This window comes from Prevotella sp. HJM029 (assembly GCF_000599605.1).
Lineage (GTDB): Bacteria > Bacteroidota > Bacteroidia > Bacteroidales > Bacteroidaceae > Prevotella.
In genome coordinates, this window is record NZ_AZHT01000023.1 from 20,063 (window position 1) to 34,065 (window position 14,003).

7 protein-coding genes and 1 pseudogene are annotated in these 14,003 nt (G+C 50.0%); 3 read left to right on the forward strand and 5 right to left on the reverse strand.

Features of this window, described 5'->3' with window-relative positions; all coding sequences use genetic code 11:
• Window positions 1-14: 14 nt before the first annotated feature.
• A complete protein-coding gene (locus tag X919_RS0102325; protein ID WP_028898868.1) occupies window positions 15-1,733 on the reverse strand; it encodes a glutamine--tRNA ligase/YqeY domain fusion protein in 1,719 nt (572 codons plus the stop codon).
• A gap of 348 nt (window positions 1,734-2,081) precedes the next feature.
• Between X919_RS0102325 and X919_RS0102330 the strand changes: the two genes are divergently transcribed.
• From X919_RS0102330 to tsaA, 3 genes are read left to right on the forward strand one after another with little or no spacing between them, the layout of a single operon-like run.
• Window positions 2,082-3,905, forward strand: coding sequence for an LTA synthase family protein (locus X919_RS0102330; protein WP_028898869.1), 1,824 nt, complete (start codon window positions 2,082-2,084; stop codon window positions 3,903-3,905).
• The gene (locus X919_RS0102335; RefSeq protein WP_028898870.1) at window positions 3,902-4,579 is read left to right on the forward strand and encodes a phosphatase PAP2 family protein; all 678 of its coding nucleotides are present in this window, start codon (window positions 3,902-3,904) and stop codon (window positions 4,577-4,579) included. The genes X919_RS0102330 and X919_RS0102335 overlap by 4 nt, the downstream gene beginning before the upstream one ends.
• Window positions 4,576-5,262: a tRNA (N6-threonylcarbamoyladenosine(37)-N6)-methyltransferase TrmO gene (tsaA, locus tag X919_RS0102340; RefSeq protein WP_028898871.1), complete on the forward strand. Its 687-nt coding sequence runs from the start codon at window positions 4,576-4,578 to the stop codon at window positions 5,260-5,262. Before X919_RS0102335 ends, tsaA begins: the two co-directional genes overlap by 4 nt.
• A 440-nt stretch (window positions 5,263-5,702) precedes the next feature.
• On the opposite strand, the gene X919_RS0102350 is transcribed toward tsaA, so the two are convergent.
• The 4 genes and pseudogenes from X919_RS0102350 to X919_RS17000 form a co-directional block, all read right to left on the reverse strand.
• A complete protein-coding gene (locus X919_RS0102350) occupies window positions 5,703-8,474 on the reverse strand; it encodes a PD-(D/E)XK nuclease family protein (RefSeq protein ID WP_028898873.1) in 2,772 nt (923 codons plus the stop codon).
• The gene (locus tag X919_RS0102355) at window positions 8,471-11,701 is read right to left on the reverse strand and encodes a UvrD-helicase domain-containing protein (protein ID WP_028898874.1); all 3,231 of its coding nucleotides are present in this window, start codon (window positions 11,699-11,701) and stop codon (window positions 8,471-8,473) included. Before X919_RS0102355 ends, X919_RS0102350 begins: the two co-directional genes overlap by 4 nt.
• On the reverse strand, window positions 11,702-13,768 hold the full coding sequence (locus X919_RS0102360; protein WP_028898875.1) for a DUF5686 family protein: 2,067 nt from the start codon (window positions 13,766-13,768) through the stop codon (window positions 11,702-11,704).
• Window positions 13,769-13,819: 51 nt separating this feature from the next.
• Window positions 13,820-14,003 (reverse strand): annotated as a pseudogene (locus X919_RS17000) (hypothetical protein); the annotation flags it as partial.

Genomic DNA, 14,003 nt, shown 5'->3' on the forward strand with positions numbered 1-14,003 from the left:
AATGTTTTGATGTATCAGTTCTTGTTACTCTGCTTGGCCCAAGTGTCTTTCAGCCCCACGGTTTTGTTAAACACAAGATGTTCTGGAGTTGTGTCTAAATCGGCCATGAAGTAACCTGTGCGTTGGAATTGCAAATATTCACCTGGTTTGCGTGCAGAAGCATAGTCTTCAACATAGCAATTGGTGCGCACCATGAGACTATTGGGGTTGAGCAGTTCGCGGAAATCGCGTTCATCGGCTGAAGGGTTTTCTACGCTGAACAGGCGGTCGTACTCTCTCACTTCGGCGGGTTGGCAATGGTTGACAGCCACCCAATGTAACGTGCCTTTTACTTTTCGGTTAGCACCTTCCATGCCGCTCTTGCTGTTGGGGTCGTACTCAGCCTGGATTTCAGTGATATTACCTTCGGCATCTTTTGTACAGCCAGTACACTTCACGATGTAGGCGTTTTTTAATCTTACTTCTTTGCCTGGTGTCATGCGGAAGAACTTCTTCGGCGCATCTTCCATAAAGTCGGCGCGCTCAATCCACAATTCTTTAGCAAAGGTGATGGTATGGCTCTTGCTATTCTCGTCTTCGGGATTATCGATGGCCTCCATCTCCTCGGTTTGGTTGTCGGGATAGTTGGTGATGACCAATTTCACCGGGTCGAGCACAGCACTCACGCGAATAGCTTTCTTATTTAAATCCTCACGCACGCTGGCTTCAAGCAATGCCATGTCGTTGAGGGCATCGAATTTTGTGTAGCCAATCGAGTTGATAAACATGCGGATGCTCTCAGGGCTATAGCCACGACGGCGCATGCCCGTGAGTGTCGGCATACGTGGATCATCCCATCCGCTCACCAAGTGCTCATCGACCAAAGTGTGGAGTTTGCGTTTGCTCATCACAGTGTAGGTGAGGTTCAAACGATTGAACTCAATCTGTCGCGGCCGGTTGTCGTGCAGCTTGTCGGCAGTTCCATCCATCTCTTTTAAGAAGTCGATAAACTTATCATAGAGTGGGCGATGGGGTACAAACTCTAAGGTACAAATCGAATGGGTCACACCCTCGAAGTAGTCGCTCTGTCCGTGAGCAAAATCATACATTGGGTAGCAGTGCCATTTTGTCCCAGTGCGGTGATGGGGTGTCTGAATGATGCGATAGATGATGGGGTCGCGAAAGTGCATATTGTCATTGGCCATGTCGAGTTTGGCGCGCAACACCATGCTACCTTCTACAGCTTCGGGTGTGTTCATTTGGTGAAACAAAGCTAAGTTTTCTTCTATCGGGCGATTGCGATAGGGACTTTCTATACCAGGAGTTGTGGGTGTTCCTTTCTGTTGTGCAATGGCTTCGCTGCTTTGCTCGTCAACGTAGGCCAGACCTTTCTTAATCAGCCAAATGGCAAAGTCCCAAAGTTTTTCAAAATAGTCTGAAGCGTAGAAAATCTCACCCCATTGGAAGCCCAACCATTGGATGTCGCTCAGGATGTTCTCCACATATTCGTTGTTTTCCTTGCTGGGGTTGGTGTCGTCGAAGCGTAGGTTGCAAATACCATGATATTTCTCGGCTACGCCAAAGTCCATGCAAATTGCTTTTGCGTGGCCAATGTGTAAATATCCGTTAGGCTCAGGCGGAAAGCGCGTTTGGATGCGACCGCCGTTTTTGCCGGCAGCCAAATCGTCTTCAACCAATTGTTCTACGAAACTGATGCTTTTCTTCTCGTCGTTATTTTCTGTTTTTATCGCCATAATATTGTCTGCTTTGTTTTATGGGTGCAAAGATAAACGAAAGACGTGGAAAAGCAAAGGAAAAACCTATATTTCTTGCTTCTCGGTTGTCGTTGCCTCCTAAATGGCTCGTACTTTTTATGGTGTCGTGTGTCAGAATGGATTGGTGGGAACTTCGCTGCATTCGACCCAAGCGAAAAGTAGCTGGCGGGAATTCTCGATAGGTTTATCCGATACAGGAAAAAGCCTGTTGAAGTGTTAAGTTGTTAAAAATAAGAATGACGATTTGTTTTATCCTGCGAAATCAACTACCTTTGCGACACACTTTGAGAAAACTATCGACAAAACGATTTGTAGCAAAACGATTATATGAGAAAAAGCATACTGAAATTGGTAACGCTCTATTTGGCTTGGTTGCTTTTGTTTCTTTTGCAAAAGCCTTGCTTCATGTTAGTTTATCGTGACCTGTTTCGGGGCGAGCGTGTGGATAGCTTGTTTCAAGTGATGCTCCACGGATTACCTTTAGACTTTTCTGTCGCGGCCTATTTTACCCTCTTCCCTGGTTTGTTGCTCATAGCACAACTATGGTTCACACGCATGTCGCGGTGGTCTTGGCGCATTTATTTTGCGCTTGTAGCAGGCATCTATGCCGTCACATTTCTGCTCAATCTCGTTTTATATCGTTACTGGGGGTTCCCTTTAGACACCACACCTTTTTATTACTTCCTCTCTTCGCCCGCCGACGCTTTTGCTAGTGTGAGTGGTTGGTTAGTGGCGTTGGGCATTGGCGCGGCATTAGTGCTGGCAGTTCTCGTGTGGTGGCTGATGATGAGTCTTGTTGGTGGAGCGCGGCTTCCGTGGTATCCGTTGCAGCGGCGCTTGGGCTACAGCGTTGTACTGCTGCTCTGTGTCGGCCTGCTCATTCTGCCCATGCGCGGCGGGATCACCGTCTCGGTAATGAATACTGGTGAGGCCTATTTCAGTGCCAACATGCGCCTCAATCATGCGGCCATCAATCCCGTTTTCAGTCTGTTGGAAAGCTATTCAAAGCAGGTTGATTTTGCGGCTCAATATCGGTTTATGCCCGAGAAGCAGGCGCGCAAGATTTTTCGCTCGATGGTTTGCACACGGCGTGCGAATAGCGACACTTTGCTTAGCACACGGCATCCCAACATCTATATCGTGATTTTGGAGAGCTTCTCCCGCAAGGTGATGGAGACCGATGCCACGCCCCATTTAAATGCGCTGTGCAAGGAAGGACTCTTTTTCGATAATTTCTATGCAAACAGCTTCCGCACCGATCGTGGAATCTTGTCCATTTTGAGTGGTTATCCGGCCCAGCCCACGACAAGTCTCATGCGCTATCCTGCAAAGACCGACAAGCTGCCGTCCATCGGCAAAATGTTGCAGCAGCAGGGCTACGCCTTGCATTATTATTATGGTGGCGATGCCAACTTCACTAACATGCGCTCCTATCTCACGGGCATGGGCTTCACCCACATTGTGTCCGATGGCGATTTTCCACTTTCTGCGCGGCTCAGCAAGTGGGGAGTGCCCGACCATCTGGTGTTTCAGCGTGCGCTGGATGATGCAAAGAAGGCTGCTCGGGCACAAGCGTTGCCACCCCAGCTGAATGTGATTCAAACGAGCAGTTCGCACGAGCCTTTCGATGTGCCTTACCATCGTTTGCCCAATAAAATCCTCAACGCCTTTGCTTACACCGACGCCTGGGTGGGACACTTTGTTGCCGCGCTGAAGAAGTTGCCGCAATGGCGCAACACATTGGTCATCATCTTGCCCGACCATTTAGGATGCTATCCCGAGAACATCAGCAGCACCACACCTCAACGCTATCACATCCCGATGTTGTGGCTCGGCGGAGCGGTGAAGCGGGCGCAGGTGGTGTCGCAATTTGGTTCGCAGCACGATTTGGCCGCCACGCTCTTAGGACAATTGGGCTTGTCGCATGAACCTTTTCTTTTCAGCAAAGATTTGTTCGATGCGCACGCCCCTCATTTTGCCTTCTTCACCTCGCCCGACATCTGGGGCATGGTGACAGCCGAGCAGCAAATGGTGTATGACAATGCGGCGCAGCGTGTGGTTTATCGTGCGGGAAGCGGTGCCGCACTGCCGTTTGAAGCAGCTGGAAAAGCCTATTTACAAGAACTCTATAATGACATTGCGAAACGATGAACGAATGGTTTACAACATTTTTACAAGCATTACAAACAATAGATGTTAGCATCCTCTTGGCCATCAATCATGCCCACGCACCCTTTTGGGATGCGGTGATGTGGCTGGTGAGCGAGAAATGGGTGTGGCTGCCTTTTTATGTTTCCTTGCTCTTTGTGGTGTGGAAAAATTATTCATGGAAAGCCTGCTGCGTGGTGTTTGTCTCCATCGGTCTGTTGTTGTTGCTCACCGATTTCTATACGTCCCACTTTCTGCGCCCCGAGATGGCACGCCTGCGCCCTTGCAATTTGGCCAATCCGCTGAGTGCTTCGATACGCGTTATCGATGGCTATCGCAGTGGCCCTTATGGCTTTCCTTCCTCACATGCCGGCAACGCGTGGGCCTTGGTTTTTGTCATGGCCTATTTTCTTCGCAGTCGGCTCATCGTGGGTTTCTTGGTCTTTTGGGCCATCGCGATGTGTTATAGCCGCATGTATCTTGGCGTGCATTATTTCAGCGATTTGTTAGGCGGTTTTTCTTTGGCTTTCTTGGGCGGAGGCATCATGGCCTTGGTGTTGCGCAAACGTCACATCGTCTGCCCAACCCATCAGCTGCAGGGGGTGAAGGTGCCCCTTTTTGTGGGTGGCGCCACCTTTCTCATTCTCTTTGTTGCAGCCATCTTTTATCGTCCATGAAGCTCGAACCCATAGCTCATTTTCATTCGCCGTTTGCCACAAAATTTGGTGTGCCCAAGCAAAGCGGCATTGTTGAAGCATTGTGCGGAACGATTGTGTTTGTGCCCGCCTATCGCAATGCTGATGCGCTGCGGGGCATAGACGCATTTGATTTTCTGTGGCTCATTTGGGCTTTCCATGCCAACAAGCATGCCGCCCACAGCCCCATGGTGCGCCCGCCGCGTTTGGGTGGCAATCAGCGTGTGGGTGTGTTTGCTTCGCGCAGCCCTTTCCGTCCCAATCCGTTGGGATTGTCGTCGGTGCAGTTGGAGCGCGTAGAGTGGGAGAGCCCACAAGGACCGGTGCTGCATGTGCGTGGGGCCGACTTGATGGATGGCACTCCCATTTTCGACATTAAGCCCTATGTGACCTATGCCGATGCCCATCCTCAGGCGCGTAGCGGCTTTGTCGACGACCATGCGTGGCAACGTCTGACGGTGGTGTTGCCCGATGCGCAACGCGAACAGTTGCAAAAACAAGGATTTAACGCGCAACAAATAGAGGAGTTGCTGGCTGTACTGGCCGAAGATCCGCGACCGCCTTATCAGCACGATGCGCAAAAGGTCTATGGCATGCTGTTCTATGGTGTTGATGTTCGTTTCAGTGTCAACGAACAGGTGCTCACAATCGTTTCTTGCTCTTGAAGATGTAAAAGCACCCCATCAGAGGGTCTGCGAGGGTTGTTTTCAAAATTAGACGTCCAATCTGAGGGTCTGCGAGGGTTGTTTTTGAAATTTGACACCCCATCAGAGGGTCTGCGAGGGTTGTTTTCGAAATTTGACACCCCATCAGAGGGTCTGCGAGGGTTGTTTTCAAAATTTGACGCCCCATCAGAGGGTCTGCGAGGGTTGTTTTCGAAATTTGATGCCCAATCGGAGGGTCTGCGAGGGTTGTTTTCAAAATTAGACACCCAATCAGAGGGTCTGCGAGGGAGTTTTCGAAATTAGACGCCCATTCAGAGGGTCTGAATGGGCTTTTGCATGGTAGCAACACCATTTCGTATGCGCGCAAACCTTTGTTGCATCGTTGAGCCGCCCCTTCCGCCTTGCCCGAACGGTTGTTTCGCCAACATTCCGAGCCTGTGTTATAGGCAAATGGAACGGTAGGGGCACGACGCGCATTGTGCTTTATCTTCGGTGGGATTGAAATCAATATCGGGGTTGAAAATCTCTTCAATCAATTCTTTCAATAAGTTTAGAAAGTCGGCTTCGTAACGCTGGATGTCGTCCACCTTTTCTTTTCCTAATAACAGCGTGGGGTCGTAATCTTGCGCTGTGGCATGCTGAATGAACAGCAGTGCCGGACTGACGGGTAGTTGCCGGGGATTGAGCTTGGCATCGATGCGCAAATTGGCCGCGTAGAGCATCACTTGCAAATAATAGTCGGCATGTTGTTGCAGTTTGTCGGCATCAAACACCTCGTCGATGGTTTGCAGCGGCTTCTTGGTGTTGCGCCCCGTTTTGTAATCGACGACGCGCAGCAGTGATTGCCCGTTGCGTCTGATTTCGTCGATGCGGTCGATGTTGCCAAAGAGCGAGATGCTGTGGCGTCCATCGGCTGTTTCAATGTCTAACGGATGGTTGACGGTGTGCTCCAATCCCACGATTTTAAAGGGGGCGAGCAGCTTGTCGGTTTGCAAAAGACGCTTGAGATAATCGAAGATAACCTGCCGATTGATGAGCTGCAAGCCGTTGTATTCTGGGGTCTTTTGTCCGGCTTTGTCGAACAGATTTTCTTGAAACGCCTGGTCTAAAATGCGGTTCAAACGGGCTTCGTCTTTCAACAGTTGGGCGAGGTCGTCTTCCTGCACCATTCCGCCGCCATTCCAAGGTTGGTAGATAAGTTCGGCGGCGCGGTGGAAGATGTTGCCAAAGATGCGGTTGTCGATTTCATCGTCCGCGGCGTCGGGCTCTTGGAGTTTGAGGACGAAACGATAATAGAACCGCAACGGACAGCGCAAGTAGTTGCTGAGCGCTGTGGGCGAGAGGCCTCGCGCTTGCATGAGCGTTTGTATGACGAAATCGTTTTTGGGCACGGCATGGCGTTGCTGTCGCAGCGGCAACTGTTGTGCGTTGAGATTCTTCCGCGCAATGGTGTGAGGGCTCTCCACCATGAGTTGCAGCATGAAGCGGCTCATTTCGCCCGTTGTGGTGTTGCTCGTCGCCTGGTTGTAGGTGAGCGTGATGTCGCCGGCGCGTTGCAACAACCGGTGAAAGTAGTAGGCATAAATAGCCACCTTGTTGTCGATGGTGGTGAGGTTGAAAGCCTTGCGCACGGCGTGGGGAATAAATGAGGTGTCGTTGACGCCTTTGGGCATGTTGCCTTCATTGCACGAGAGCACTAAGAGATGGTCGAAATCGAGGTTGCGCGTTTCCAACACACCCATGATTTGTATGCCCACGATGGGCTCGCCATGAAAGGGGATGCTGCTGGTCGAAATAATCTGCTGAATGAGTTTGGTGTAGATGTTCATGTCGGCCTGCAAATCGCCTGTCTGCATGAGGTCGTCCAACCGATTGAAAATAGTGTAGATGCGAAAGAGCGACTCTTGCATGAAAGGGTCGTGGTGGTCGTCCTTGGCATATTGCTCGGCAATGGTTTGCAGCACATTGCGTATCCAGCGGTTGGTGTTGGCGGCATCGAATGCCTCGATTTGGAACAGCATTTCGGGCTGTGGAATGTAGCGCATGAAGTGGTGGCGTTGCAGCATGTCGACCCATTTCTTGCGAAACGTGTGGTTGGTTTTGCGGTAGCCCATGGTGCGCAGACCGATGAGCAGCTTCACAAATGCGGCCGCCGGCGCTTGTGCAAGCGGGAACCCCGTGGTGATGTTTACATTTTGCACGCTTTCCGGAATGGCGTGGATAACATCCTGAAGCAGGGTTTCGTTGGCCAAGACGATAGCGGTTTTGCGTCCATCGGCAATGCGGTTGTTTTCGCTAAGCCATTGGTTGATGTATTGCGCTTGGATATTTTCTGTGGTTGCGCTGATAAATGTAATCGATTTCGGCTGTTCGAATGCATTGTAAATGGCCTTGTTGTTGCCATCGAGCGCATTGGGAAAGTATTTCAGGTATTGGCGGATGAATGTGCCCGCTTCATTTTCTAATGCCCCATGGCGGCGCATGTAATAGTCGTCGTAATCCCAATAGAAAAAGGCTTTACCCTCTTTTTGCAGACGGGTGCAGAGTTGTTGCTCAACCACTTGCATCATGTTGAAACCAACGAACAGATAGGCTTCATATTGAAAATCGATAGACGGATTTTCCACGACCTCACGGTAGAGTGCTCCTTCGTAGGCCAGTTGCTGTGCCGAGAGGTGCGTCCTGTAGGTGGTGTAGATGTTTTCGAGGTTGCTCCAGAGCTTCAGAAACTTCTCTTTCAGTGCTGTCTCGGATTGGTCTGAGAAGTTGCTAAAGAAACGCTTGAGCATTTCCTTTTGCTCGTCGGTGAGATAGGAGATGTCGTCTAATTCGTGCACATTCGAGAGGTTGGCAAACACTTGATGGGCGTCGGCCATATTTTTGTCGATGTCGTCGAAATCGTTGAGCAGCACTTGTCCCCAGCTATAGAAATGGTCTAATGTTTCGTTCATGCCCGTGCAACGGACAAACACTTTGTGTAAATCGCAGATGAGCTTGATGGGGTCGCCTAAAATCTTTTCAGAGTGGCGTGTGAAAAGTTCGCTGATCGTGATGTAAGATGGACTCCACAATGGGCGATGAGCCAACTGTGCCAATTCCTCGTTGAGAAAAAGAGCCGCGCGTTTGTTGGGAAAAACAACAGCTATTCTTGAGAGATTATAGCCATATTTGTCGAGAATATCTTGTGCTACGTAGTGTAAAAAGGTGTTCATTTGACAGGAATAATTTGATTAGAGAAAATATACCAAAGATAGCCTTCGATGGGTTGCGGATGCATCTCGGAGAGCAGTTGTCTGTAGTCGCGCACTTGCTGTTGGTGTTCAGCGTGCGGCGTGCCGAATTTGAAATCGACGACGATAATCTTTTGCTCGTCCATCATGACGCGGTCGGGGCGTCGTTCTTCTGTGCGCTGTGTATCGGGATTGTAGCGCAAGATGGTGCACTCGTTCAGAATAGTCCACCGATTTGTAAACCATGGTGCTATGCGTGGGTCGGTCAAACGTTGATGGAGCAAGGCAAGAAGTTTTTCTTTGGTAATGATATTGTCATAGAGCACGCCTGTTTCTTCAAGCGTTCTTAACGCGTTGGGGACATCTTCCTGCGTGCGAATCTTCGAAAAAATAGCATGTAGAATGCTGCCCAATTGGATATAGCCCTTTTGTTTGTCGGTTTCTGTTTCCTGCCCCTTTTGCAAGAAGGCTTCGCTGCTGTTGCTTTGTCTGAACGAAATCTGCGCATCGTTGTGGGCAATGGTTACTGGAATATTCTCGGCTGGTGTCAAGAAGAGGTTGTCTACCTTCTGTTTTTCTTCTGTTTTTGCTGCGGGAAGCTTATCTCCAAATTTAAAGTAGGTGGCCTCTTGAGCATCATCTACTCCTGTGATTTGCGCCGTACCCAATGCTTTTGCTACTTCGTCGAGGCAGGTTTCAATCAGTTTTGAACGGCTGTTGATTTTGTCGCCCTTTTTAGAGAAGACATACAAGCCCTGCTCTGCACGTGTAAACGCCACGTAGAGCAGATTGAGATTGTCGACGCTGTTCTGCACATACTCTTGAATGTAATCCTTTGCATAAAAAGAATGGAGCATCTTCGTCTTGCTGTAGCTGATGGGAACTACAGGAAGGTCGCTGAAAGGAGGTTGTTGAGGCTCGCACCACACAATACTATCATTCCGCTCTAAATCCCAATCGCAAAAGGGAAGCAACACATGAGCATATTCCAATCCCTTGCTCTTATGAATGGTTACGAGTTTGATTCCTTCATTGTTGCTACTTTGAATCGACACTTTGTACAAGCTATTCTCCCATAGTTGCAGGAAGTTGTGAATGTCGGCAATGTTGTTTTGCGTGTATTCGTTGAGTTTGTCGTAGAAGGCGCAGATATAGGCATCTTGTCCTTTGATGGTTTGCAACTCGAATATGCGATAGATCGTTTCAACCATTTCAGAAATAGGAAGTCCAAGGATTTGCTCTTTTTGCGTGATGAAAGCTTGGGGAAGGAGCTCATCTAATGCAGTTTCTTGCAACATGGCGTTGAAAGCTTCGAACGTTGCGCCTTGGATGTATACCTGATAACTCTTCGATAGCGAGGCTTTCGCTAAAATATCATCGGGATTGTTGAGGACAGACAATGCTTGAATGATGATATTTACAGCTTGAGAGGCACTTAGGTGGAAAGCTTCGTTGGAAACCAAATGAATATCGGGGCGGTGTTGCAGAAAGTAGTCACCTATAGTTTGAATAGTGTCGTTCTTGCGCACTAAGATGGCAATATCTTTTTCTTGAACTCCCATTTGCAGCAGTGCATCAACTTTGTCGACGACGCTTGCTAACGTTTGTGCCTCGTAGTCTTCGTTCTTGGGGAACAAGGTAACTTCCACCATGCCCAATGCTTCCTTGTGTGCAGGAATTTCCTGCACCACATCCTGGTAGGCACGTTCTACTTGCTGCGCCTGCTTCTCGTCCAACTCTTGCAGCTGGGTGTGGAGCTGCTGATTGGCTTTTTGAAAGAAAGTGTTGTTGAAGGCTATGATATTGCGTTGTGAGCGGTAGTTGGTTTTGAGCGATTTCTCTGTAACCATTTGCGGATTGAACTGTTCCTCAATGTTGTTTAGGAGCCGCCAATCGCCTGCACGCCATCGGTAAATGCTTTGTTTCACATCACCCACAATCATGTTCATGCCTTTTCGGCTCATGGTTTCGAGCAGCAGCACTTTGAAGTTTTTCCACTGCACCGTGCTGGTATCTTGGAATTCATCAATCATGATATTCTCGAGCTGGGTACCGATTTTCTCAAAGATGAAGGGCGAGTCTTGGTGGTCAATCATGGCTTGCAGCAGTGCTTGCGTGTCGCTGAGCATAAAACGGTTGACTTCGCGGTTGATGGCTTGCACCTTATTTTCTATACCTTCAAGCAACCGCAGCTGATTGAGATGCTGCAGGGTTAAGTCGGCGGTCGCGTATAACAGGGCTTGCTGTTTTCGTTCGTTCTCTGTGGTTTGCAACAATGGCATGAGTTGCGTTTCCACTAAGTCATACATGGGATTTCCCGCAACGGCATTGGCTTTGGTTAGCCATGCATCGACGCTTTCTGTAGCTTTTGCTGCCGTGTCGTTGTACACCTTTTTGCTATCAATAAATTCCCCCTCTATGAGCTTTCTAAAATAGCCACAAACGCCATTTTTCTTGGATTTGAAATCATCGACGCTGACTCCGTGCGCCTCAATGATTTCGAAAAACTTCTCTCCACGCTTCTTCATCGTCTCTTCGGCTGTTTTCCTGATGATGCGCAAGCGAGCGGTGTAGTTTTTAAAGAAGTCTTTCTTTTGGAAGACGACTGCGAGTTGTTTGCGATGGTCTTTATAATAGTCTTTGAAGATGTTCATGCCAAACTTTTTGATTTGCGCAATGACGTTCCACGACTTGTCGTCGTCCATATTGTCTTGGATATATTCTAAAATCCAATGCAAGAGGCGTGACGTTTTGTTGAGCTCTTCGATGAGCATATCGACGGCTTCTTCTTCCACCTGGTTATCATTGAGTTCAAGGCGCAGGTTGGCGGTTAAATCTAACTCCTTGGCCAAGTTGCGCAATACGGTTTGGAAGAAAGCGTCGATAGTTTCAACTCTGAAATAACTATAATTGTGGATGAGTAAGCGGAGTGCCAAAGCCGCATTCTCACGGATTTGTGCATCAGATAGCGTTGTTTCTTCCTTTATTTTCTTCAAATAAGGTTGGCTGGAAGACAGTTGATGGGCGATGCCATAGAGTTGGCTCAAGATGCGCATTTTCATTTCTTCGGTAGCCTTGTTGGTAAAGGTTACAGCCAAGGTCTTTCGAAATGCAAAGGGGTCGGCAACCAATAGTTTAATATATTCAACTGCGAGGGTGAATGTTTTCCCCGATCCAGCACTTGCTTTGTATACAGTTAAGTTTTCCATTTACCAATGACGAAATAATTCGAAGCCAAATTTACAACTAAAATCTTTAATTCTTCCTTTTTCACTGCCGAGAAATGCGCCTATGGAGAAAAAACGTGTGGTGAAGCCATAGCCGATTTCGAGGTGGGGACGGCAAAGCTTCGAGGAGAGCATGCTAAAGTAAAAGCGTTCCATCTCGACGAACTGACCCACCATCGGCAAGCGCGAACAAAGCAGTAATGGGCTTTCATAGGTGATGTTGGTGCGCACGTACCAGCGCGAAGCATTGTATTGATAGGCGTCGAGCAATTCGAACGTGCCGCTCCAGTCGTCGTTCCAGCCGCCGGGGATATGGTTCTCGTGGAAGTTGGCGTAGTCTAAGAAATAGGCGCTGCGGTCTTGCTGGGTGTATCCTCCTGCACCCAAGCGCATTTGCAAGGATTGCAGGCTGCTGAGGTTGAGTTTCCATTGCGCATCGCTTTCCCACCGCTCGTAGCCGATGTTGCTGCGCAGGAAGTCTTTGATGGCTCGCTCATAATCGAGCGTGACGATGGGGCCTTGATAGCCCGACGGACGCCACTGCATTTCGATGAAGGGGGCGGCTGAGGTGAAATGCGTGGGCAGATGATGTTGCAGGTAGATGCGCTTTTCCAAGGCCGTGCGACGGTGGAACATCATGCCCACGCGCATGCCCCAATGTGGGCTGAAATCATAATGATGAGCCACTTGGGCGTAGTGGTCTTTAAACCATGTGAGCTTGGGAAAGTTGGCTCTTAGTGCAGCGCTAACAGGGATGGGAGCTTGCTCGATGACCTCGCCATTGGCTATTTGATTGCCGCTACCCGCATCGATGCTGAAATAACCATTCTGCTGGGGCTGATAATGATAGGAAAAGTGGGCGTCGACATACAATTGGTGCTGTTTGAAGGCATAGCCTGCGCGGAATTGAGCGTTGAACGCCCCATTGTGGCTTGGTGGTGTGTAGCTGAGGTTGACGTTGGCCTTATAGGTGACGCCGCGCCGATGGTCATAGCCCATGTAAAGCGGATTGAGGATGGGGCTGATGCGCACCGCGCCCTCATTGTTCTTGCCGAAGTTGCCCGTCAGATGTTTCACCATGTGCCGGCCAATGAGGTTCCAGCCTATCTGTTTCCACCAATTCGTGGCCTTGTGAAGCGAGTCGGTGGGTTGCTGCGATGCCTGCTGTCGTTGCATGGAGTCGCGGGCATATTGTTGCCGCTCGTCATCCTGTAGTGGTGTGGGGCGCAGCTGGGCGATGGCGGCCTGCGCATCGGTGGGCAGCGCCGCAGGCTTGGCGGCCTCCTTCAGTTGGGTGCTGTGGAAAGTGCCTTGCATGTTGTTGCCCATGAATTTAAAATGGCAGGTGAGGTCGACCGTTGTGGCTTGCAGACTCTCGCGCCCGGCAGCGCCCATTTGCAGGCGCAAAGTGAAGCGTATCATGTCGTATTCGCCTTGCAGCAGAGCGCTGATAAGGCGCCCCGAGTTGAAATCGGCCACGGCCTCGCCATAAACCAATTGTGTGTTGTTCACGCGTGGACGGAATTTGATGTGAGCCCGCGCGTCGCGTTGTTGGTAGCTGATTTGATAGCGATAGAACCGGGCATTGGCCGGGTGGAACGGCGAGAGGATGTCGCGCCGAAAGATGGTTTCGCCATAGAGTTGCGGCGCAAGATATTTCATGGCCGCCGTCAAGCCCGTTTGCTGGCTGCGCATGGTGGAGTGGGTGAGCCACCGGCGGCTCTCGGTGGACTGAGCCCCCGCGAAAACGCTGTCGATATATTCGCCTAAGAAATGGCGTTCGCGGCCGCGGGCAATGTTCCACATCGTGGGAATGGTGAGCAAAATGGCATTCCTCTTCAGGATGTGGAGCGAGAATTTGGTGTAAACGGCATGCTGCCGCGCACTGTCGGGCAGCGCGTCCATTTGTGCGGCATAGGCATAGATGCGTTGCAGCAGCGTTGCGCGGCGCGCTCCCTTCTGTGCGCCTTGCATGGCCGTCGTTGCCCATAGCGAAAGGCCGACGAGCAGCATTCTTGCGATGTTTTGATGCTTAGCCAGTGTTTCCATTTGCCATTCTTAGCCTCGCAAAGTTAACAAAAAGCCCTTGTCTGCACAAATTTATTTGGGCGTGGCAGCGAAACGGCCGTCATTCCGGATTGAGGTTGCCGGCGAGGTGCTCGCCGACGGACAAAAACAAAAAATGATTGCCGGAAGAGGGGTTTGATGGAGCTGGGTAGGGGCGGCGCCTGTGTGCCCGCCCGTGTCGCCCTGCAAGGGCGCATCCATCGTTAGCAGGTGTGCA